This window comes from Corynebacterium tuingiense, from assembly GCF_046718165.1.
GTDB lineage: Bacteria > Actinomycetota > Actinomycetes > Mycobacteriales > Mycobacteriaceae > Corynebacterium.
In genome coordinates, this window is record NZ_CP177101.1 from 400,490 (window position 1) to 422,545 (window position 22,056).

At 60.5% G+C, this 22,056-nt stretch carries 17 protein-coding genes and 1 pseudogene; 12 read left to right on the top strand and 6 right to left on the bottom strand.

Annotated elements, in window-relative coordinates; translation table 11 throughout:
* Positions 1–46: 46 nt before the first annotated feature.
* Positions 47–1,330, top strand: a complete 1,284-nt coding sequence (gene eccB / locus ACLI1T_RS02005; protein ID WP_411702889.1) for a type VII secretion protein EccB — start codon at positions 47–49, stop codon at positions 1,328–1,330.
* Here the strand turns inward: eccB and ACLI1T_RS02010 are convergent.
* Entirely contained in the window at positions 1,327–2,577 is a 1,251-nt protein-coding gene (locus tag ACLI1T_RS02010; RefSeq protein WP_411702890.1) for a S8 family serine peptidase, read from the bottom strand. The two genes, eccB and ACLI1T_RS02010, sit on opposite strands and share 4 nt — an antisense overlap.
* On the bottom strand, positions 2,577–4,025 hold the full coding sequence (locus ACLI1T_RS02015) for a type VII secretion integral membrane protein EccD (protein WP_411702891.1): 1,449 nt from the start codon (positions 4,023–4,025) through the stop codon (positions 2,577–2,579). The genes ACLI1T_RS02010 and ACLI1T_RS02015 overlap by 1 nt, the downstream gene beginning before the upstream one ends.
* Positions 4,026–4,177: 152 nt before the next feature.
* Between ACLI1T_RS02015 and eccCa the strand changes: the two genes are divergently transcribed.
* The 6 genes from eccCa (at position 4,178) to rpsI (ending at position 11,171) form a co-directional block, all read left to right on the top strand.
* Positions 4,178–7,867 carry a type VII secretion protein EccCa gene (gene eccCa, locus ACLI1T_RS02020; RefSeq protein ID WP_411702892.1) on the top strand — a complete coding sequence of 1,230 codons (3,690 nt, stop codon included), beginning with the start codon at positions 4,178–4,180 and terminating at the stop codon, positions 7,865–7,867.
* The gene (locus ACLI1T_RS02025) at positions 7,868–9,034 is read left to right on the top strand and encodes a type VII secretion-associated protein (RefSeq protein WP_411702893.1); all 1,167 of its coding nucleotides are present in this window, start codon (positions 7,868–7,870) and stop codon (positions 9,032–9,034) included.
* Between the two features lie 133 nt (positions 9,035–9,167).
* A complete protein-coding gene (locus ACLI1T_RS02030; protein WP_005277114.1) occupies positions 9,168–9,482 on the top strand; it encodes a WXG100 family type VII secretion target in 315 nt (104 codons plus the stop codon).
* Positions 9,483–9,526: 44 nt separating this feature from the next.
* Positions 9,527–9,814 (top strand): WXG100 family type VII secretion target, encoded by a 288-nt coding sequence (locus tag ACLI1T_RS02035; protein WP_005277116.1) that lies wholly within the window; start codon positions 9,527–9,529, stop codon positions 9,812–9,814.
* 371 nt (positions 9,815–10,185) lie between these two features.
* On the top strand, positions 10,186–10,629 hold the full coding sequence (gene rplM / locus ACLI1T_RS02040; RefSeq protein WP_411702894.1) for a 50S ribosomal protein L13: 444 nt from the start codon (positions 10,186–10,188) through the stop codon (positions 10,627–10,629).
* Positions 10,629–11,171, top strand: a complete 543-nt coding sequence (rpsI, locus tag ACLI1T_RS02045; RefSeq protein ID WP_411702895.1) for a 30S ribosomal protein S9 — start codon at positions 10,629–10,631, stop codon at positions 11,169–11,171. Before rplM ends, rpsI begins: the two co-directional genes overlap by 1 nt.
* Positions 11,172–11,399: 228 nt before the next feature.
* Here rpsI and ACLI1T_RS02050 read toward each other — a convergent pair whose 3' ends face one another.
* The 3 genes and pseudogenes from ACLI1T_RS02050 to ACLI1T_RS02060 all read right to left on the bottom strand — a co-directional run.
* Positions 11,400–11,843 carry a hypothetical protein gene (locus ACLI1T_RS02050; RefSeq protein WP_411702896.1) on the bottom strand — a complete coding sequence of 148 codons (444 nt, stop codon included), beginning with the start codon at positions 11,841–11,843 and terminating at the stop codon, positions 11,400–11,402.
* A gap of 330 nt (positions 11,844–12,173) precedes the next feature.
* Positions 12,174–13,411, bottom strand: a protein-coding gene (locus ACLI1T_RS02055) for an IS3 family transposase (protein WP_284853453.1) whose coding sequence is annotated in 2 segments (ribosomal slippage) — positions 12,174–13,084 and positions 13,084–13,411 — 1,239 coding nt in all. Because the reading frame shifts where the segments join, the coding sequence is not laid out codon by codon here.
* An 81-nt stretch (positions 13,412–13,492) separates the two neighbouring features.
* Positions 13,493–14,149: pseudogene (locus tag ACLI1T_RS02060) on the bottom strand (BCCT family transporter); the annotation flags it as partial.
* 194 nt (positions 14,150–14,343) lie between these two features.
* Between ACLI1T_RS02060 and glmM the strand changes: the two are divergent.
* From glmM to ACLI1T_RS02080, 4 genes are all read left to right on the top strand, one after another.
* Positions 14,344–15,687, top strand: a complete 1,344-nt coding sequence (gene glmM / locus ACLI1T_RS02065) for a phosphoglucosamine mutase (RefSeq protein WP_411702897.1) — start codon at positions 14,344–14,346, stop codon at positions 15,685–15,687.
* A gap of 97 nt (positions 15,688–15,784) precedes the next feature.
* The gene (locus ACLI1T_RS02070; protein WP_411702898.1) at positions 15,785–16,099 is read left to right on the top strand and encodes a hypothetical protein; all 315 of its coding nucleotides are present in this window, start codon (positions 15,785–15,787) and stop codon (positions 16,097–16,099) included.
* Positions 16,099–17,862 carry a hypothetical protein gene (locus ACLI1T_RS02075; RefSeq protein WP_411702899.1) on the top strand — a complete coding sequence of 588 codons (1,764 nt, stop codon included), beginning with the start codon at positions 16,099–16,101 and terminating at the stop codon, positions 17,860–17,862. Before ACLI1T_RS02070 ends, ACLI1T_RS02075 begins: the two co-directional genes overlap by 1 nt.
* Positions 17,862–18,158 (top strand): hypothetical protein, encoded by a 297-nt coding sequence (locus tag ACLI1T_RS02080; protein WP_411702900.1) that lies wholly within the window; start codon positions 17,862–17,864, stop codon positions 18,156–18,158. The genes ACLI1T_RS02075 and ACLI1T_RS02080 overlap by 1 nt, the downstream gene beginning before the upstream one ends.
* Before the next feature lie 22 nt (positions 18,159–18,180).
* On the opposite strand, the gene ACLI1T_RS02085 is transcribed toward ACLI1T_RS02080, so the two are convergent.
* Entirely contained in the window at positions 18,181–19,014 is an 834-nt protein-coding gene (locus ACLI1T_RS02085) for a dienelactone hydrolase family protein (protein WP_411702901.1), read from the bottom strand.
* Positions 19,015–19,216: 202 nt separating this feature from the next.
* Between ACLI1T_RS02085 and ACLI1T_RS02090 the strand changes: the two genes are divergently transcribed.
* Positions 19,217–22,021: an FAD-binding and (Fe-S)-binding domain-containing protein gene (locus tag ACLI1T_RS02090; RefSeq protein ID WP_411702902.1), complete on the top strand. Its 2,805-nt coding sequence runs from the start codon at positions 19,217–19,219 to the stop codon at positions 22,019–22,021.
* The last annotated feature ends 35 nt before the right edge of the window (positions 22,022–22,056 follow it).

Below are 22,056 nucleotides of genomic sequence, written 5' to 3' on the forward strand. Positions count from 1 at the left end.
GGTCTGGGTTTATTTAGACTTTCGGGGAATTTTCGGGGGGAAATTCATGGCACGTCCATTGCCAACGACCAAGGCCCAAGTCTCGGGCCATAAATTTTTACGCCGCCGCGTGGAACACGGGCTCGTGTTGGGGGATACCCGCATGATCCACGATCCGCTGGCCCGCCGCCGCAAGGCGATGATGTTCGGCGGAGTAGGCGTGGCCTTTTTGGCGGTCGGTTCTGGCCTTTTGGCCTGGTTGCAGCCGAGCCCGCAACCAGGGGATGCGCCCATCGTCCGCTCGGAACAGGGGCAGCTTTTCGTGGACGTCAACGATAAGTACCACCCCGTTTACAACCTCTCTTCCGCGCGGATCATCGCCGGCGAGGCGGCCGAGGCGCAGACCATTGGGGACGAGCATTTGCGCGAGGCCTCGTTGGGCACGCCCGTGGGGATTTCGGATGCGCCCGGCTATTTGGCCGCACCGGGCGAGACACCGCAGCGCTCGTGGGCGGCGTGCCTTGCCGGCCACGATGAGCAGCCCGCGGATAATCCCACCAGCATCGATGGCCAACAGGTGGCCCAAGAAGAGGTCATCGTGGTGGCGGATCCGCCGCAGGAGGGCTTTGGGGAGGAGCGCGCCGCGCTCGCAGAAACGGATGGCACGCAGTGGCTGCTCACCGCGGACGGGCGCGTGCGCTTGCCCGATGCGCAGAGCACGGAGGGCCGGGTCATCCGCCGCGGGATTGGCATCGACGGGAGCACCCATGCCTGGCCCGTTCCCGCGGAGTTGCTCAATGCCTTTGCGGAGCAGCCGCCGTTGACGTTTCCCGATCCGCTGCCGGACATCATGGACACCGGGCAGGGCCAGTGGGCCCAAACGGACGACGGCGTCGCCGAGCTTTCCGCCACCCAGGCAGACATGTTGGTTAGCTACGGTGCGACGCGCAAAGAAGCCTCACCGCAAGAGGTAGGCGCGCTTGCCGATGCCCCCTTAAACTTCCGCCTGCCCGCCACCACCTTCGACTTCGTTGGCCCAGATGAGGGCTGGATGTGCGCTGATAGCGATGGTGGGGCAGCGCTGGTGACTGAGAACCCCGGGACGGTAGCGCTCGCCGGAGAGGGTATAGCGGATCGTTTTGGCGGGCTATCGGCAGGAGGAGTTGGTGTGGATACCGGGCATGGCTACCACGTTGTCTCGCCTACGGGGCAGCGCCATGCGGTGGACAATAAGGAACTCTTAGAGGCCCTCGGCACCGGTATTGGGGCGGAGGTTCCGTGGGAAATCATCCGGCTTTTGCCAGAGGCCTCGCGCTTGGACCGGGACGAAGCCCTGCAGGTCAGCCCCTAGGCCGACTTGGCTCGGCGTAGCCCGCGAGCAATCGCCAGGCCGGTTAGCAGCAGGACTAACCCGCCGAGCACCCAGCCGGTTCGGCTCGCAGCCGGGGAGCGTTCGTCTTTGGCGGGCTGGATGGTCAGATCGCGCGCGGGTGCGGCGTACTCGCCATCGATATGCGTCAGGGCGGCGAGCGGATCGATGAAACCGTTGCCGGGCTCGCCGGCGGAAAGCAGCCGTTGACGTATATCGGCGGCGCTGGCGTCTGGGTAGCGCTCGGCTAATAGGGCGGCGGTGCCGCTGACTACCGGTGCCGCGAACGAGGTGCCATGGAACTGTGCCAGGGAATCCTGTTGGTTCTTCCCGTCCGCCCAGCCACCGGCGGGATTAAGCGCTAAAGGGACGAAGCCGTGGGCGGATAATTGTGGGCCATCGGCAGGCGTGAGGGAGTACTCGGCGAGTGCGTGGGCATCCTCTTGGGCGCTAACGGATAAAACGGTTGGTGAATCAGCGGGAAAGACGTGATCGCCTTCTTCACAGGTGCCGGAGGAAATATTGCCGGAGGCTGCGATGACTACCGCGCCGGCATCTTCTGCGTGGCCGAGCGCCTCATCCAAGCGGGAGCTATCGATGCGCTGCGCAGTCTTTTCTGGAACGCAGGACACGACGGAAATATTGATCACCCGGGCGTTGTCCTCCACGGCATGATCGATGGCGCGGGCCAATGTGTCGAGCGAGCCGGTGGTGCTGTCCTCGTCGGACTCACCGGCCGTGCCATCGTAGTGGCGATAATGCGCGCTGGTTTGGCGGATGGCGCGGATCTCAGCGCGCGGGGCGATGCCAATATCGTGCCCAGCAATGATGCCGGCTACAACGGTGCCGTGCAGGTCGCAATCCCGGTGCGGATCCGGTTCTTCCGGAGTGACCAGGTCCGCGCCTGCGGTGAGATTTGGCAACTGATCGTGGTGGGCAACGCCGGTATCGATGACGGCTACCTTTATGCCCTCGCCAGTGGCAAAGGAATGCAGCTGGGAGCGGTAGGCGCGCTGGTCTGCGGAAGGTTCTGGCGCTAGGGGAGAAGGATGCGCGGTGGCGCATTCCCGGTCCGGTTCCCGCGCGCTCGCGATGGGAGCGGTGGGAGCTGCTGTGATGAAGCCGCCGGTACCGGCGAGGACACACGCGGTGAGGACACAAGCAGCAAGCCTTGAACTGCCGTTGAAACCAGGCTGTGCGGAAGAATAACGCGAGCGGGTGTGGTGCATTATCCCAGCCCCCGAATGAGCTCGAAGATCCCGGCGAGGTGCGCGGCAAGCGGCAGGCAGGCGGCGATGGTGAGGGACTCGAGGCGTTCAAACCAGGCGATGGTCGTTGGCTCCACCTCGCTCATTTTGGCCGTCCACAGTGGGGCGCTTAGCATCGCGGCAAGCAGGAGAGCGGCGACCACCGTCGGCGCCCAAGCGCCGGCAAGCCCGTCCGCGGCAATCGCATGCACGGCGCACAGGCAGGCGGTGAGGCAGGCAACCATGGCGACGAGCATGAGCGCCCAGCTGGCAAGCACGCGCCCGTGACGCGCGGCGTGCATGACCACCGTTCCGGCAACAGAGACGCAGAGTGCTTGGACGAAGCCGAGCCCGGTTAAACCGGTTCCGAAAAGCACGGCGATGCGAGAACCGATGGTAGCGGCGGATCCCGCCTCGCCCACGGTCCCGTCCGTGGCCACGAGGGTGCCGGTGCCGGTGAAACTAAGCGCGATGAGGGCCGGTATGAGGCAAAGCGCGATTCCGCAGCAGATGCCCTCGTAGGCATACCCGGCGCGGATGGCGCGATCGTCCACATCGGGCTGGCGCTCATCCGAGACGGCGAGGTCTTGGCCCGCAGTGGGCAATTGCGGCACCTTGAGCCCCGCGGTGGCGATGGTCAGCGCGGGAGCGGTGGCAAGCAAAATGACTCCCGCGATAATGATGCCCGCGGCCGCGGCGGTGCCGTGGCTCGTGCCGATGCCCGAATTGCCACTCAGTCCAGGAAGCAGGTAGCTCACGGACGCAATGAGCACTAGCCCGGCGATGGTGAGCGCGCCGGAGGTCATGCGTACCGTGCTTAACCGGGTGAGGTGGCAGGCTAATAACGCCGCGAGCAGGGTGGCGCTGGTGGTGAGGGCGGCATAGGGGGCATCGGCAAGCGCGGGCGAAATAAGCGCCCAACCGCTCGCCGCCCCTGCCGCTAGGGTGAGCATGACAAGCGATAGCGCCCGCGTCCACAGGGCGAGCACGAAGGCCGCGATGGCGAGCCCGGCGCAGGCCACCGCCGGAAGTGAGAGTACCCACGCGACGGCGAAGGCCGCGGCAAGCCCAGCCCACGCCCAGACGATGGGAATGGCGGAGGTGGTGTCGTCGTGGCTCTGGGCGGCGAGGGATTCGGCGGCGTCGCGGATTACGGGCGCGGGGCGCTCCTCGCGCGGGGCGAGCACCAGGATGGAGCCCTCCGCAAGCGGCGTGGCGGCAAGCGGTGCGGTGAGGTCGATGGTGCGCCCAGAGGCCGTACTGGCGCGCCAGGGTGAGTCGATCGCGGGTGCATCGACAAGGTCAGTAAGTTCTGCCATGAGCTCGCCGAGGCTGGAGCTTAACGGCAATGCCACGTCTGCTTCCTTGTGGAAGGAATCTGCGTGGATGCGGATGGTAAGGCGCAGGTGATGCGCCGTTGGAGCGGTCATAATTCCCCCGAATTGTCTCTTGATTATGGGCGTCCCCCTTGCCCAATGCCACATATTGTGGCTTACTGGTGGCGTCGTGTCCACCGCAGCGCGGGGAATCTTGGCAGGGGGCCAAGAGCGCTAAGCGCGTGGATCGGGGGAGGATTTTACCCATGCTTAGGATCGGGGAAACCCACATCGTGGAACCATTGACCGTGCCGCTCAGGGACGCACCACCGCCGCTTCCCACCGGCACCATCGAGGCAGAGGAAGTGCCGGAAGCGGTGCGCCCACAGCCGGTGCCCTTGGTACGCTTGCTGCTGCCCATCGTGATGATCGCCGCCATGCTGGGCATGGTGGTGCTGATGGTGCTGGGCGCGGGCGACTCGCGGCATATCAGCCCGGTATCCCTGATGTTTCCACTCATGATGCTGGCCAGCATGGCCATGATGTTTGGGCCACAAAATAGCGGGCAGGACCCGGATGAAACCCGGCGGACTTACTTGCGCCACATTAAGGCGCTGCGGGAAAAGGCCCTGGATAATGCCAGTGCGCAGCGTGTGCACGAGTTGTATCGACACCCGGATCCGGCGGGACTGGAACCGCTGGTGGGATCGCGGCGCATGTGGGAGCGCGGGCCTGATGATCCGGATGCCTTGGAGGTGCGCGTGGGCACTGGGCCCACCACGTTGTGCACGCCCATCAACGTGCCTGATTCTGGTGCGACCGAGGACCTGGACCCGGTCTGTGCGGTGAGCATGCGCCAGGCCATCAAGGCGGTGGGCACCGTTCCGGATCTCCCGGTGGTCATCCAATTGCAGGCCTTTAGGTTTTTATCCTTTACCGGCGATAATGCCCGCGATACGGTGCGCGCCCTCGTCATGCAGTTAGCCCTAGCACACGGTCCCGAAACCATCGGTATCGAGGCCATCGGCGGCGAGTGGGAGTGGTTAAAATGGCTGCCGCACACCCGGGAGCCGGACAAGGCGCGGTTTCGCATTGTGCTTGTCGATGCCCTCCTGACCACCGGCACCGAAGACTTCTTCCACGGCGATTCTTATACCACCGTCATTGAGCTAGGTGGTGCGCCGTCGTCTGCGTTGAGCCTGCGCGCGGAACAAGAAGGCCTGTGCCTCGTCGCGGCGGATACCCTGCAGGCGGTCACGGCCGCGGGCGTGGAAGAACTGGGCACACCCGATAGTTTGGGCACTGCCGCGGCCACGATTATGGCCCGCCGAATGGCGGTCTTTCGCCGCCCCGATAGCACCTCTGGGCGCCGGGGCAATGATTTGCTGGGGCTGCTCGGTTACAGTGGCGTGGACGAATTGGTCGCCAGCGGCATGTGGCACGGGCGCGATGGTGCCTCGCGGCTCATGGTGCCCATCGGCATCGATTCCATCGGACAGCCGGTGACCGTGGATCTCAAAGAATCCGCGCACGGCGGAATGGGGCCGCACGGCCTATGCATCGGGGCAACGGGCAGCGGTAAATCTGAGCTCCTGCGCACCTTGGTCACCGCGCTTGCCGCCACGCATAGCCCGGATGAACTCAACCTGGTGTTGGTGGACTTCAAGGGTGGTGCAACGTTTTTAGGCTGTGATCGCCTGCCGCATACCTCCGCGGTCATTACCAACCTTGAAGAGGAATCCACCCTGGTAGAGCGCATGTATGACGCCATTTCCGGGGAGATGAACCGCCGCCAAGAACTCCTGCGCACCGCGGGAAACTTTGCCAATGTAGGCGAGTACAACGCCTCTGCGGATGCCGTGCGGGACTACGGACCCTTGCCGGCGCTGATCATCGTCGTGGACGAATTTTCCGAGCTCTTGGGCCAGCACCCGGACTTCGCCGAGCTCTTCGTTGCCGTGGGGCGCTTGGGGCGCAGCCTCCACGTGCACCTGCTTTTGGCCTCCCAAAGGCTGGAGGAAGGGCGCTTGCGGGGACTGGACTCCCACTTGTCCTACAGAATCGGTCTTAAAACCTTTTCCTCTGCCGAATCCCGCCAGGTCCTTGGCGTGACCGATGCCTACCACCTTCCCGGCCAACCCGGCGCCGGCTACCTGAAATCCGATGCCGAGGATCTCACCCGGTTTCAGGCCTCCTACGTATCAGGGCCGCTCGCGCGCCGGGCTGCGACTAGCACGGGGATGCCCGCGGCCACGGGCCAGGACGGCAACCCCGCGGGCCCGCCGCGCCGGGTGGAGCTTTTTACAGGCTGGGCGCAGGACGATGCCGCTGCACAGAATTCGCCCACGGTGGTGATGGACGAATCTACATCGATGCTTACCGAGTTGGTTCGCGCCGCCGGCGAGGAAGCCGCCGCGCGTGGCCAGGAGGCCCACCGCATTTGGTTGCCACCGCTGCCACCGGTCATCGAGCTTTCGTCCCTCGATAGGGAGGGCGCGGAGTCCACCGCAGCGGAACTGTCCGCGCCGATTGGGATTATCGATAGGCCTTACTACCAGCGCCAAGACCAATTAGTCATCGACTTTCACCAACACGGCGGCCACCTTGCACTGTGCGGGGGACCGCAATCCGGCAAGTCGGGCGCGCTGCGCACGATAGTCTCGTCCCTGGCGCTCAACCGGCGGCCGGAAGATATTCGCTTTTATGTCATCGACTTGGGCGGTGGGCAGCTAGCCGCCCTGGACCGGCTACCGCACGTTGCCGGGGTAGCCGGGCGCGAAGAAGGCGAAAAGATCCGCCGCATCGTCGATGAGGTTGCCGGGTTTATCCGCCGGCCGGAATCGCGCGAGACCTTCTTGATTATCGACGGCTGGCACCACATTGGACCGTCCAATGCGGAGTTTGAGGATTTAGCTGAATCCATTACGGATATCGTTGCAGACGGTGCCTCCGCCAATGTTCACGTCGTTATTGCGACCTCTCGCTGGACCACGATGCGCCCGGCAATTAGGGATCTCATCGCCCACCGCCTCGAGCTGCGCTTGGGTGAGGCGCTCGATTCCCTCATTGACCGCAAGCTGCAACAAAAACTGCCCAGCGCCCCAGGCATGGGGCTGACACAGGCAGGCGAAAATATGTTGCTCGCGCATACGTCGAATCAAGATATTGCCCATATCTGCCGCGTGCATGCTAATGCCGTTCCCGCCCCGCGGCTGAAGATGTTGCCTGCGGTATTGACCCCAGACGCGCTCGCCGTCCAAGGTGAAGCACCCACTGGTGGCATCCCGTGGGGAATTGGCGGGCGCGACCTTTCCACCTTGGCGTGGAACCCGGAGCGCGAACCACACTTGGTAGCCATCGGCGCCCAAGGCTGCGGCAAGTCCAACTTCTTGGCACAGATAATGCGTGGGATTAGCGGCCTGTCGCGCGAGGCGGCGCGTATGGTGGTCATCGATCAGCGCCGCGCTCACCTGGGCACATTGGAACAGGACATGGTGGCGGAGTATGCCGCGACGCAATCCAGTGCCCAAGAGGCAATAGTTAATACCGTGCGCACGCTGGAACAACGCCTGCCGGGGCCGGATATCACCCCAGAGCAACTTGCCGCCCGCGATTGGTGGGACGGGCCAGATATTTACGTGGTGATTGATGATGCAGATTTGGTCAGCGATATCGCCCTTGCACCCTTAATCGATCTCCTGCCGCACGCGCGGGACATCGGTTTGCACATGGTCATCGCCCGAAAATCCGGCGGTATCGGCCGAGCGCTCTTTGGCCAATTCTTTTCCGCGGTACGCGATCTGCAGCCAGCATTTCTGCTTTTCGATGCCGACCGCGACGAAGGCACCATCTTCGGCCTCAAGCCCAGCCACCAGCCGCCCGGGCGCGGGCAGTGGAGCATTCGTGGCGAAAACCTGGGAATTGCCCAGGTGGTCTATGGGGGAGGGGAAGAATAAATGTCTACAGAAACGCCTATCTCCGCGCTGCCGGCAATGATTACGGTGACCGTTATGGATGCGGCCACCATCTTTGAAGGCCCAGAAACCGTGTACCGCTACGATCTAGCCGGAACCGGCATCGTAGAAGGCAAAGCCTTAGGCCACGTCATGGACCAGATCGCGAAGATCGCTGGATCCGCCTGGCCGGACGTGGACGTATCCGTCATCGCGGATCCCTCCGGCACCGCCATCTCTCACGAGGCCGTTACCATTGTGCAGCGCCAGCTCGATATAGCCGGTGCTCGCGTGCGGCAACAGGAACAAGCGCCCGCACCGGAACCGATTCTGGAACGGGACACTGACTCGCTTGCGGGCGAGGCAAAGGAGCGGGAAACAGCGCTGGCATCGGCATCGACACTGCCTGCAAACGTCCCAGAATCCACACCGACCGTGCAGATGGATGAGCCCATGGAACCCGCAGAAGCGGGGTTGGAAGCAGGAACTGGAATTGGCGCGCGAGCGGACGAGGGGAAGCGGACTGGCACGCGGTGGGCCGATAGGCTTCGCGGGTGGATTGGGGCCATCGATATGTTCCACGTTGCCATCGTCGTGGTGATCCTCGCCGTCGTCGGTGCCTCGTGGTGGGCCATGGGCGCGAATGCGTCCAATGACCAGGATAACGAGGCGGCCGGCACCACCGCTGCAAGCGCCACCGATGCCGTGCCGACGGAAGATTCCGGTGGCGGTAGCAGCGATGGCGACGACGGTACGAATAGCGATGACGCGCTCAACCCAGGCGAAAAACGCCTGGATATTGAAGGGCTCTCCGTCGTCCTTCCCACCGGATTTCAGGCCACTGTGGAGGAAGGACTGGTTACCGCCACAGGAGAAGACCCTGATTTAAGGATTCTCCTAGCGGCGGATTCACTCTTTAATGTGCCGGCCAGGGCTCTCTTTGAGGAAATCAAAGCGCAGGTGGATAAGGATCCGGAACTGCGTGATGTATCTGAAGATGCAGGGCGTTTGCACTATATAGAAGACCCCGGCGATGGCTCAGTGGTGGAATGGACCGTGTGGGAAGATACCGGGCACCACATGTCAGTGGGATGCCATACCCGGCATGGTGCCAATGCCGTGCAAAAAGCCGCCTGCCGGATGGCCACCGAATCCCTGAGCAAGAAATAAGCAGAAAAGTTTTTAGCTTCCCGGGAACCATATGGGTCCTAGTTCAGTCCAATAACGGTGAGAAAGCGCAGAAGCTTTTTCGGGGGAAAACACACTCAACATCTCTTCCCGCCCTAAGGAGGGGCGCACTGTTATGTCTCAGACTTTTAAGACACAAGCCGATGTCATGGTCTCCACTGCCGGCCGCGTCGATAACACCAATGACGAAGTCCAAGGCGAGCTCACCCGCCTACAGGGAGTAGTGGATTCTGTCCGCGGCAGCTGGGCCGGCCAGGCGCAGGTTTCATTCGATAATTTGATGCAGCGCTACAACACCTCCGCGCAGCAACTGCGCGAGGCATTGACGTCAATTTCTGAAAACATCCGCAGCAATGCTCACAACTTTGACAACGTCGAAGCCGAAAACACCCAGGCCTTCTCCAACGTTGGCGGCGGCCTCGCCCTGTAACCCAGCCATTTCCACCAGCAACTTCGAAAGGAAGTATTTTCCACATGTCCGAAATCAAGTACCAATTCGGCGCTATCTCTTCTGCCGCAGCTGATATCAACGCCACTTCCGGCCGTATCAACAGCACCTTGGCCGACCTCAAATCCCGTCTCCAACCCATGGTGAGCACGTGGGAAGGAGAATCCGCAGTGGCTTATAATCAGGCGCAGGCCAAGTGGGATAAGGCAGCACAAGAACTCAATACCGTGCTGGCAACCATCTCCAAGACTGTGTCTCAGGGCAATGATGCCATGAGCGATGTCAACCGTCGCGCCGCCGCTAGCTGGGGCTAAAGCACTGTTGGCAGTATCTATTTAGCGTGCTTCCTCAGGCGAAGTAGGAAGGGGACGGGCGGTGCCTGTGCCAGTATCCATACGGCAGGAGGCGAACGCAGCCGTCGTCCCTTAGCGCTAATGACAGACGCTAACCGCAAAAACTGCCACATAGAACCGCTTTTACCGGTGCCTTTTCTTCCTGAGAAGGTGCCGGTTTCGGCGTTTTGGTCTTTTCTGCCGGTAGCAGCTAAAATCGTAGCCCTATGTGTTCGCTCGCCGGCAAGCAGCTGGCGAAGCGCTTCCCGCAGGTCTCCACCGGCCGCTGTTGGGAAGCGAATGGATGCTTAGCGCTGGCCGGCAGTTCCGAGACAGACTTTCAAGGAGTCATTTTGTCTACTTTCCACCCAAAGAGCGGTGACATCACCCGCAAGTGGTACGTCATCGATGCTACTGATGTGGTGCTGGGCAAGCTTGCTTCCACCGTGGCAGACCTGCTGCGCGGCAAGCACAAGCCACAGTTCGCACCCAACGTTGACACCGGTGACCACGTCATCATCATCAACGCTGATAAGATTCACGTTTCTTCCAACAAGCGCGACCGCGAATTGCGCTACCGCCACTCCGGTTACCCGGGCGGCCTGAAGTCCATGACCCTGGGTCAGTCTTTGGACGCCAACCCGGTCCGCGTTATCGAAGAATCTGTTGCCGGCATGATGCCGCACAACAAGCTCTCCCGCGCTTCCATCAAGAAGCTGCACGTCTTCGTAGACGATGAGCACCCGTACGCCGGTCAGAAGCCGGAAACCTTCGAGTTTAAGCAGGTGGCACAGTAATGGCTGAGCAGAACATCGACAACAATGTAGCCGAGGCTGCTGACATCGCTGCAGCAAGCGCCGCTACCGAAGAGTTCACCAACACCATCGGTGATTCGTTGGCTAGCGCCAACGCTGAGACCGAGGCAGAGGTTGAGACCGCCGCTCCGGTCCACGAGGGCCCAATTCAGACCGTCGGTCGCCGTAAGCGCGCCGTCGCTCGCGTTCGCCTCGTTGCTGGCTCCGGTCAGATCGTGGTTAACGGCCGCGAGTTCGGTGAGTACTTCCCGAACAAGCTGCACCAGCAGGACATCCTCACCCCGCTGACCCTGCTGGACCGCGAGAACCAGTTTGACCTGAAGGTCACCGTTAACGGCGGTGGCCCGACCGGTCAGTCCGGCGCCCTGCGCCTGGCTATCGCTCGTGCACTCAACATCTACAACCCGGCTGATCGCTCCACCTTGAAGAAGGCTGGTTTGCTCACCCGTGACGCTCGTGCAGTTGAGCGTAAGAAGGCTGGTCTGCACAAGGCACGTCGCGCACCGCAGTACTCCAAGCGTTAATCTCGCTTCTACTGCGCGCGCAAGCGCCATACACTGCCGCTGCTTCCCATTCTGGGAGGCGGCGGCTTTGTCGTTTTAGGGTTAAGTAGGGGTTAAGTAGCAAAAGGGGATGCGGACATTTTTAGGAATTTCAGAGTAGCTAGCTGGGTAACTAGCTACTCGGAATGGACCACCGCCCCGGCACTCTAGGTGTGAGTGCCGGGGCGGTGGTTTTGTCTTACTATTCGGCTAACCAAAAGCCGCTAAGTCTTTCAATTCTTGCTGCTGCCGGGAGTCAAGTTCTTCAACTTCCCATTTCTTGGTAGCATCCAGCGCCTCAACAACTTGTGCCATTTCAACACTGTCATGAAGTTCATTCATATCTAGTTGCCAGAACGTCTTGGAATCATGCGTTGAGACAATTAGCACACAAAGCTTAATGCCATCAGGGTCACGAACTGGCAAACAAACCGGAACAACTACGTGTTCGGCACCCGCTTTAAAGTGACGGCTAGCCGTTTCTCGAATATTGGACGCTAAGGTATCGCCTAATGCGGGAACAATAACCGGCATGGTCTCAACACCGAGACGTTCCATTAGGCGGGCACGCTCACCATCCTCATTTAGGAAAGAACGGAATGTTTGTGCAACCGCCATACGCGCACGATAGTGTCGCTTCTGCTGCTCGTTCATGGTTTACCTGCCTCCCAACGGTCTAGGTAGTCAAACGGGTCGTACACCAATTGAGCGTAGTGCGTTTTAAACATTCCGGTAACGACATGGCGCGATTTTTCTTCCTGACTACCCCCGGCAAGCTTCTCATGAACTTGTAGTTCGTAGTCATTACAGTCGATAAAATATTGGTGGCTGTGAACAGTGCTGTGCCATGTGTCGGCACGCCTCACCTGCGCAAAGTTAGCTTGATCCCCCTTGAGTTGCTTACATCGTTCATATGCGGCGTGCGCGGAGAGTGTCTGATGGTTTGTGGGGCCCGAACCCCGGAAAGTGGACACGGGGATTTAATCAAGATGCGATAGTAAGTGTAGCTGATCCGGCGGCTTCGAAGGCGTTCGGCGAGCGATAGCCGCACCACGAGTGCAAGCGCTTGGTGTTGTAGTGCGTGCACCACCGGAACACGTCCCGACGACATACGAGCTGGCTTGGGAAAACGGACTCGTCCTGGAGGACTTCCCGTTTCAGCGTGGCGTTGAACGACTCCGCCAACGAGTTGTCCGCGCTCGTCCCGATTGCTCCCATCGACTGGGTGACACCGAATCGTTCACACAGCTTCCGGTATTGCCCAGAGGTATAGACGCTGCCATGGTCGGAGTGGAAAATCGCCCCGTCAAGGTTGCCTCGGACCCCGTGGGCCATTGTGAGAGCTTCTTCGACCAACTCCGTGCGCATGTGGTCGGCGATCGCGAAACCGGTCAACTGCCGCGAATAGCAGTCGATGACGGTGGCCAGGTACATATTCGACCCGTCCGCGATCGGCAGGTACGTGATATCGCCGACGTAGATGGTGTTCGGTTTCTCCGCGGTGAACCGGCGTTTCAGCAGGTCGGGCAACTTCGGAGCCCGTTTCGCAGACACGGTGGTCTTCACCCGGCGTTTTTTGGTGTAGCCGAACAGGCCCATCTGGCGCATCAACCTGGCGGTGCGCTTGTGATTGAAAAGGTCGTCGTTGGCTGGATCGGAATTGATGGCCGCCGTCACGCGTTTCGCCCCGTAACAACCGTTCTCGGCCGTGAACACGGCCTTGATCCTCGCTCCCAGCACCGCGTCGTCAAGGACGCGTCGCCGGCGGGCAGGAGCAGCTGATTTCCATTTGTAATACGAGGACCGGTTGATCTTCAAAACCTCACATAACCGCTTGACCTCGTAGAGGCCTCGGTTGTCATCAACGAACCGGAAGCGGTTCACCAGTTCGTCTCTTCCGCGAAATATTTGGCCGCCTTGCGGAGGATCTCTCGTTCCTCCCGGAGCTTGGCGTTTTCGCGTTCCAGCACGCGGATGCGTTCGGCGTCGGAGAGTCCTTCAGCAGGCGTGCGTGCGCTGTTGGCTGCGGCAATGGGGCTGGCGACTTTTTCACCGTTGGCGTTGGTTTTGGTGCCGGTGCCGAAGGCGTCGAGCCAGGTGCGCAGGGAGTTGCGGTTGACCCCGAGATCGGAGGCGATCGCGTTGAGCGTTGCTCCGGGGGTCGACTCGTACAACGAGACTGCGTCGCGCTTGAACTGCTCGGTGTAGGTCTTGCGTGGCATGGTGGAAAGGTACCTCACTTCCCAGCGAGATGCTGGTTTCAAGGTGTCCACCATCTGGGGGTCAGGTCCGGGCTCAAATAGCGAGGAAATAAGCGGGATACGGCCGCGGCGGTAAGCGGCATAGGCAAGCGCACCGCCAACCAGCGCAAAGATCATCCACGGCAACGTAGCATGGTGAAGAACCGCCTGGGCAAAGGCCGGAAGGATGGCCTCTTGGCTGCCGGATTCGACGTTGGAGAGATACGGCGGGGGAGTCAAGAATAGCGCAAGCGGCTCCATTGGGCCGTAAAAGATCAAGCCGATTCCCATACCGGCGGCAAAGAGCATGGCGATCCACGCGTTCCGGGAGAAATCGGGTTTGGAATCATCGGCACCGAGCTTAATTTTTCCAGTCGGGGCGATTGCGATTGTTAGCAGGAATGCTGTGGTGGCAATCATGATGATCGTGAATAGCCAGCCAAAGTTTTGGACGACCCACGCCCGCATGGTGCTTCCGGTGTTGGCCAGATTATCTGGGGCGATGATGGCCCACAGAATAATGCCAACTGTTGATGCCAAGGCCACCGCAAAGACGGTTTTATTGGTCTTAAAATTTGCGCGGGTATTTTCAACACTTACTCCGGGAATGAGGGCTGGATGAATAGCGCGTTCCCCAGAAGCGGCTTTCGCAATGGCTGACCGTGCCTTCTGCGAGGTAGTTTCAGGTGACTTGTCACCTGAAGATCTAGGTTCGTTCATCGTTGATCCTCTCTAAGGCAAAAGAGTGAAGTATAACCTAGTTAATAATTTCATATGAATGCCGAAAAGTACGACTTAAAGTAAATTTTGTTTCTCATTGCAAGGACATTTTTCGTGATGTTGGTTACCCAACTGGCCTGCTTTCCGATGCCCAAGTATGCAACGGTTGGGACCTACAGGGCATAATTGTGTGCATGACTCGACTATTTGGAACCGATGGAGTCCGCGGCCTCGCGAATAAAAAGCTGACTCCCATTTTGGCGTTGACGCTGGGACAAGCCGCTGCAGAGGTCTTTACTGCGCAGCGCGAATCTTATGAGCGCCGCCCATTGGCAATCATCGGCCGTGACCCCCGTGTATCCGGAGAAATGCTCGATGCCGCTATCGCCGCCGGCTTGGCGTCCCGCGGCGTGGACGTTGTGCGCGTGGGGGTGCTTCCTACCCCGGCTATCGCCTTTTTGACCGATGATTATGGTGCAGATCTCGGCGTGATGATCTCTGCCTCCCATAACCCGATGCCAGATAATGGCATTAAATTCTTCTCCGCCGGCGGCAAGAAATTGCCAGATAGCGTAGAAGATGAGATTCAGGCCGCGATGGATAACCTCGTAGAACAAGGCCCAACGGGCACCAAGCTCGGCCGCATTATCTCGGAGGCGCCCGATGCGCGTGAGCGCTATCTAGAACACCTGAAGGATGTCGTAACCGCAGATTTAAGCGGCATAAAGGTGGTCGTGGATACGGCTAATGGTGCAGCATCGAAAGTCGCTCCGAGCGCCTATGAAGCAGCAGGCGCTGAAGTTATCCCGATCTACCACCGCCCCAATGCCTTTAATATCAATGAAAACTGTGGTTCTACCCATATTGAAAAAGCCCAGGCAGCGGTGCTCGAGCACGGCGCCGATTTGGGTCTTGCCCACGATGGCGACGCGGACCGCTGCCTCGCCGTGGATGCTGAAGGCAATGTGGTCGATGGCGATCAGATCATGGCGCTGCTCGCGGTAGGGATGAAGGAGGATAATGACCTGCGTTTTAATACGCTCGTAGCCACGGTCATGTCCAACCTGGGCCTGACGCTCGCCATGGAAGAACAAGGCATTGAGGTCCGCCATGCGGCGGTGGGTGATCGCTATGTGCTCGAAGAACTCCATCGCGGCGATTTCTCCCTAGGCGGCGAGCAATCTGGGCACGTAGTGCTTCCGGATGACTCCACTACCGGTGATGGCACCCTCACTGGCCTTTCCATCATGGCGCGCATGGCTAAATCCGGGAAAAGCCTGAAGGAATTGGCGTCCGTGATGACCGTATTGCCGCAGGTGCTCATCAACGTTCCGGTATCCAATAAGGCCGCGATCATGGATTCTACCGAGGTCAAGCAAGCCATTGTGGAGGCGGAAGAAGAGCTCGGGGAAACCGGCCGCGTCCTACTGCGCCCCTCGGGCACCGAAGAGCTTTTCCGCGTCATGGTGGAAGCGGCCGAAGAGGAACACGCCCGCAAGGTGGCAGGCAGGCTTTCTGCCGTCGTCGCCTCGGTATAGGCAGGAAAAATAAGAAGTACTGGGAACCATTTGGTATAAACCCCAGTCCAATGAAGGTGAGCACACTTACCGCATATGGATTTGGGGATTTATACCGATGTCTGAGGTTTTTCTTCGCCCCGCAGAGGCGATGTCAGCACTACAACAAGCTATAAGCGCCAACGATGAACAACGCCAAGCCCACCGGGCCGACGTTCCAGACTTTCCTATCGCTGCGGCTGGGCGAAATTTCTCCGGGCACGGGGAACGCATACGCAGCATCCTCGCGCGCATCCATGACAATGGAACGTGGCGCTTAGACAATATCTCTGCCACAGGCCAGGCTGCGCACGATCAGATGCGCGCATTCGCCGCGTACGATGCCGACTTTAGCCGCTCCTTTGCAGGAGAAAGCGGAAAGGCCGTGAACTAGTGAGTACGCTGACTAAATCGCTTTTAGGGGATTATTCCGCCGCCATTTCGCAGTTTCAATTGGCCTGCCTGGGAAGTTACTCTGGCCCCAGCATGCCATTGGGGCTTCTGGGCGAGCTCATCAGTGCAGTAGATGGAATCGCCCCACAAAACATACTGCGCCATACCATCTCCGCGGTGGGAGGAAATCTCCCGCACGGTGGTGGGCAGGGACTTGCGGATTTTTTGCGCACGGATGACTCCAATGTTGCCAACGGCACCTTGCGTGAGCACCTGACGGGCATTCAAAAAGATTTTGATATCCACCGCGATGAAGGCAAGCAGCTTACTGATTCTGCCAAGCAATGCTCGGGCGCTATTTCCGATGTCGTCGATACCTCCGATACCGCACTAACCGAGCTGATTTCTGCGGTAATCCCCCTGCTCAATATCTTGTCCATGGTGGCTACCAGGCACCCGCTGGCCAAGTTCATTATTCCCATCGTCTCCAGCATCGGGGCGAAGATCATCGATGACACCAATGACTCCATCGCTAGCACGTGCCGGGATCGCGATGATGCCATTGAATCCTGTTACGACGAGTTTGAATCCCGCTGCGAATGCGTCTGCGAGCGCCCTTTGCCGGAGGAATGCCCCGAGCCGGCAGAAGCCGAGGAGGATTCCTGCCCACCACCGGTGAAGAAGTGTCCAGATACTCCAGCGCCCACTTCTCCTATGCCCGATGGCGCGGGCGATACCGCCCCCAATCCGCCACAGCCAGCGCAGCCGACGCAACCCGCATCAACCGCTGAGTGCCCACCCAAGCCGGAACCGATGCCAGATCCGAAACCGGAGTCAACGCCAGATCCGAAACCGGCACCGCAGCCACAGCCGCAGCCACAACCGGAATCAAAGCCAGGCCCGGCGCCAAAGCCAGTGCCTGAACCCACACCTGAGCAGCACCCTTCCGGGTGCCAGTGCCAACAGTGCCGCGGTTCCACAAACGTGGAGCCTCAGCACAATGAGTCCACTACCACCCCGGCGCACGCGGATCCGGACCCGGATCCTGAGCCGGAACCCAAACCACAAGACTGCCCACCGGAACAGCAACAACCCGCACCGCAGTCTGAACAGGACCCAGTACCTGAGCCTGTACCGGAAGATTCTGAGTGCGAAGAGGAACCAACAACACCGGCTGGTGTAGAAGAAGATGCGGCCTGTGACATCGAGTCCTCCTGCAGCGGCAGCTTGGGAATCGTCGGTGCAGGAATCGCTTTGGTAGGTGTAGGCCTCATCATTGAAGGCGCTGCGGAGTGCCTGGAAAATATCGCCGATGCAGATTGCCCAGAGCCTGAACCGGAACCTGCGCCTGAGCCGGAACCCGAGCCCGCACCGGAGCCTGAACCAGAACCTTGCCCTGAACCAGAACCAGAACCAGAACCGGAACCGGAGCCGGAGCCGTGCCCAGAACCTGAGCCGCAGCCCGAGCCCGCGCCTGAACCCTGCCCGGAAGACGGAACAATTGAGCCACCTCCGGAGCTTTCTCAGGTGGAAGAGCCGGCCCCGCCTCCAGAAAAGGTGCAGCACCTGCAGGCAGCGGAAGCCGCTGGAGCTGGAGCACCTTCGCCAGAGCCGCAACCTCAACCTGAGCCTGCACCAGCGCCTGCACCGGAACCTGCACAGCCACAGGCCCCAGCCCCGGCACCTGCTCCGGCCCCTGAGCCTGCACCAGAGCCAAGCTCAGATGAACCATCCGTGACTGCACGAAAGGCAGGGCAGTGGTAATGAATAACGATTTTGCAGAATTCGCGCAGGGGTTTCGCGAGCGCACCGCGCGACGCATGTTGGAGTTTGAAAAAAGCCTGGCGAAGGCCCAAGACGAGCTAGAAAAGTCCACGGCCAAGGCCGTCCAACAGGCCAAAAATGAGCAGCATGGGGGAAGGGACGGCGATGCGGTGGGGCATCGGCAAGCAGCTGCTGGAACGTGGCGCCGTGGTGGCAGAAGCGGCCAAAATGGTGCTGCCCCAACGCGTGTCAATGACGCATCGGGGCAGGTGAAATCTGTGCTGCGACGTGGATAGGCCTAGTTCAGCGGGTTAGCTTTTAGTCATCGCGGGCAACGCCGGCGCGCTCGGCCAGGTCATCGCCGGTCAAGCTTTCTACCTTCTTCGCGCTCGCCTCAGGATCCGCAAAGCCGTCATAGGCGGACTCGCCGGCAAGGGTAGAGAGCAAGAAACCGGTGACGAGACCGCGGGCGATTTCGGTGGGGCCGGATTGGAAGGCGCCGGAGCCGATGGCCAATTTGCGGAAGCGATCTTCGCTAAAGCCGGCCTGCGTGCCCTTGTCGATGGCCCGGTACGCTACCTGGCCACGCCAGTTATAGGCCAGCTTGGCGGGATTCCCGGCATTGAAGATGTCATCGCGACCAGAGCCAATGACTAGACCCGGCGTATCGAGGCTGCGGGCAGCCTCAACGGCGGAAGGGGCGGTCACGGCAGGATAAATAGCCGCGACGGCCTTCACCTTCGGGTTATCAACCGCGCTCAAAACCGCAGTGCCGCCGCCCATGCCGTGGCCTACCATGCCGAGCTTGCCCGGCGATACGGTGATATTTCCGGTTCCAAGTTTTACCCCAGCGGCGATCTGCAACGCGGATTCCATGTCTGCAGACAAGTTGCGGTGATCGGGGAACATGCCGGTCTCAGAATTGGGGGCGACCACGACGATGCCCCAGCTGGCCAGGTGGCGCAGCGTGGCGTGGTAATCCTTGATTTTGTGCATCCAATCGTGGCCAATGGCGACGGCGGGCAGGCCTTGGCCTTCCGCAGGGGTATAAACCTTGCCGGTAATACCCGCATAATCGAGGTCGCCAACCAGCACGCGGTTGCGGCCACGCTTCGATAACGTTCCTAAGTGTTTATTCAAATTCGCAGACACGCATTCTAGGATAGATGAAGATCACCCCGTGCTGGTGGCAAGGGGTGGCGAGTGGCACATGCGGGGGATTCGCAGAGGCCAAAAGGGGTACGCGGTGCCGAAGTTATATGGGTTGCCTTACTTGCGTGGCGGCGAGAAATCAGACGAAAATGTGCACTAGGTAACATTCTCTATGCTTCTCTGGGAAGGCAGGCCGCCGCATATGACTACCGGCACCCCTAAGATCGACCAATTATTTCCGCAGGATGGGACGGAGGTAAAGACCGGCATCATCGACAGGTTGGCCTATGCCTCCGATGCCTCGCACTACCTCTACACCCCGAAGGCCGTTATTGAAGCGCGCTCGGCAGAACACGTGGCCGCCATATTCAAAGCGGGGCGGCAGCAGGGCATCCCGGTGACCTTGCGCTCGGGCGGTACCTCCTTGGCCGGCCAGGCCTCCGGCGAGGGCTACCTGGTGGATGTGCGCAAGCATTTCCGGGGCATAGAAGTCCTCGATGACGGCAAGCGGGTGCGCGTGCAGCCAGGGGCGACCGTGCGCCAGGTCAATGCGCGTTTGGGGCTGCGCAACCGCAAGCTCGGCCCGGACCCGGCCAGCGAAGCGGCCTGCACCATCGGCGGCGTGGTGGCGAATAATTCCTCCGGAATGGCCTGCGGCACCGAGTTCAATACCTATAACACCTTGGAATCGCTGACCTTTGTCTTGCCTTCTGGCACGGTGATCAATACTGCGGACGCGGATGCGGACCGGCAATTCCAGGCGCAGGAACCCGAGCTGGTGGATACGCTGATCCGCCTGCAGCGCCGCGTGCGCGATAACCAGGAATCAGTAGATATCATCCGCCGCCACTTCCAGCTGAAAAATACGATGGGCTACGGGCTTAATTCCTTCCTGGATTTTGATAGCCCAGTCAAGCTTTTTGAGCACCTCTTGGTTGGCTCCGAAGGAACACTCGCATTTATCGCGGAAGCGGTCTTTCGCACCGTGTCCATCTCTGCGCTCACGACGACCACCGTGGCGGTCTTTAATAATCTTTTCGCCGCTACGAAGGCGCTGCCTGCGCTCGTGGAGACCGGTGCCGCCACCCTGGAGCTGATGGATTCTGCCTCCATTCGCGTGGGCCAAGGCTTTGATAAGGTCCCGCAGGCCATTACCGGCTTCGATGTGGATTCACAGGCCGCGCTGCTCATTGAGTACCAATCCGATGACAAGGAAGAGCTGCGGGAAAAAGAGAACAAGGGCTCGTCCCTTTTGCGCGAATTGGACCTGCAATCACCGGCGGAGTTTTCTGCCGACATCCCCACCCGCACCGCCGCGTGGAACTTCCGCAAGGGCCTTTATGCCCAGGTGGCAGAGGCTAGGCCCTCAGGAACCACGGCGCTCTTGGAAGACGTTGTGGTGCCAGTGGGGGATTTGGCCGATACCTGTTCCTCCTTGCAGGAGCTTTTTACCCGCTATTCTTACGATGATGCGGTCATTTTTGGCCATGCGAAAGACGGCAATATCCACTTCTTGTTAACGGACCGCTTCGAAGGCGATAGCGCCATTGGCCGCTATAACAACTTCAATGAGGAAATGGTGGACTTGGTGCTTTCGGCGGAGGGAAACCTCAAGGCCGAGCACGGCACCGGACGCGCCATGGCTCCGTATGTCCGCCGCCAGTACGGCGATGAGCTCTACGAGGTCATGCAGCAGCTCAAGCGCGCTTGCGATCCCGCCGGCACGATGAACCCGGGTGTCATCCTGGATGATGACCCAGATGCGCACATTACAAATATCAAGCTCAATCCCACGGTAGAAGAGGAAATAGACCCGTGCGTTGAGTGCGGCTATTGCGAGCCGGTCTGCCCGTCGAGGGATCTCACCTTGACCCCACGCCAGCGCATCGTGGTGCGCCGTGCCCGCCAGCGGGCGCAAGAAAGTGGCGATACACACTTGGTTGCAGAACTCGATGAGGCCTATGAGTACATGGGCATCGATACGTGCGCCGTGGATTCTATGTGTCTAACCGCCTGCCCAGTGGGCATTGATACCGGTAAATTCATCAAGAAGCTGCGCCACGAGAATGCTGGGGCCGCAGAAGAAAAGGTTTGGTCTACCGCCGCCAAGAATTGGCAGGTCACCAGCCGCGGTGCAGCAACGGCGCTAACCGGCGCGCATATGCTGCCGGCGCAGCTGGTCACGAAAGTCACCGACGTGGCCCGCTCGCTCATCGGCCCCGATACCGTGCCGGGATACCAGCCGGAGCTCGGCAAGGGCGGCAAGTCCCGCGAGCGCCTGGCCGGGCGCGTGGGAGATCGCTACGCTGAGACCTCGGGAATCTACCTTCCAGCCTGCGTAAACTCCATGTTCGCCCCGCAAGGCGAGGGCATGGGCGCAACGGTAGCCTTCATCACCGTCTTGGAGCGAGCGGGGATCGCGCTGGAGATGCCTAAGGGCATCGAGAAGCTCTGCTGCGGAACGCCATGGTCCTCAAAGGGCATGCGCAAGGGCCACGACAGTATGGAGCAGCGCGTGCGCGAGAGCATCATGGAGGCCACCGATAACGCCCGCCTGCCCGTGATCGTGGATGCGTCCAGCTGTACCGCGGGCTTTCAGGAGATGCTGGAATCCATTGGCATTACCGTCATCGATGCGCTGAGCTTTACTGCCGATACGCTGCTGCCGCGCCTCGAGACCACCCAGCCGGTGGATTCTATGACGATTCACCCGACCTGTTCGGCGTTCCAGCTCGGCATGATGGGCGATGTTGAAAAGGTCGCCCGGGCCGCAGCTACGGAGGTGCATATCCCCACCGCCTGGAATTGCTGTGGTTATGCCGGCGACCGCGGCATGCTCCACCCAGAGCTCACGGAGTCCGCCACCCGCGCCGAGGCCACCCAGGTCACGGAGCTGGGCGCGCAGTATCACGCTTCGACCAACCGCACGTGTGAGCTGGGCATGTCCCGCGCCACCGGCGAGGATTACCACCACGTCCTGGAGATGCTGGAGCGCGCCACCCGCTAGCGGTCCGGTAGGGAAGGGGCGCGGCTGCTTGCAGA

Bases quoted from the DNA above. Each gene is read 5' to 3' on its own strand.
- ACLI1T_RS02010 (WP_411702890.1), bottom strand. From the start codon at position 2,577: ATGCACCACACCCGCTCGCGTTATTCTTCCGCACAGCCTGGTTTCAAC.
- glmM (WP_411702897.1), top strand. From the start codon at position 14,344: ATGACTCGACTATTTGGAACCGATGGAGTCCGCGGCCTCGCGAATAAA.
- ACLI1T_RS02030 (WP_005277114.1), top strand. From the start codon at position 9,168: ATGTCTCAGACTTTTAAGACACAAGCCGATGTCATGGTCTCCACTGCC.
- ACLI1T_RS02050 (WP_411702896.1), bottom strand. From the start codon at position 11,843: ATGAACGAGCAGCAGAAGCGACACTATCGTGCGCGTATGGCGGTTGCA.
- eccB (WP_411702889.1), top strand. From the start codon at position 47: ATGGCACGTCCATTGCCAACGACCAAGGCCCAAGTCTCGGGCCATAAA.
- ACLI1T_RS02090 (WP_411702902.1), top strand. From the start codon at position 19,217: ATGACTACCGGCACCCCTAAGATCGACCAATTATTTCCGCAGGATGGG.
- ACLI1T_RS02070 (WP_411702898.1), top strand. From the start codon at position 15,785: ATGTCTGAGGTTTTTCTTCGCCCCGCAGAGGCGATGTCAGCACTACAA.
- ACLI1T_RS02035 (WP_005277116.1), top strand. From the start codon at position 9,527: ATGTCCGAAATCAAGTACCAATTCGGCGCTATCTCTTCTGCCGCAGCT.
- ACLI1T_RS02025 (WP_411702893.1), top strand. From the start codon at position 7,868: ATGTCTACAGAAACGCCTATCTCCGCGCTGCCGGCAATGATTACGGTG.
- ACLI1T_RS02080 (WP_411702900.1), top strand. From the start codon at position 17,862: ATGAATAACGATTTTGCAGAATTCGCGCAGGGGTTTCGCGAGCGCACC.
- rpsI (WP_411702895.1), top strand. From the start codon at position 10,629: ATGGCTGAGCAGAACATCGACAACAATGTAGCCGAGGCTGCTGACATC.
- eccCa (WP_411702892.1), top strand. From the start codon at position 4,178: ATGCTTAGGATCGGGGAAACCCACATCGTGGAACCATTGACCGTGCCG.
- ACLI1T_RS02015 (WP_411702891.1), bottom strand. From the start codon at position 4,025: ATGACCGCTCCAACGGCGCATCACCTGCGCCTTACCATCCGCATCCAC.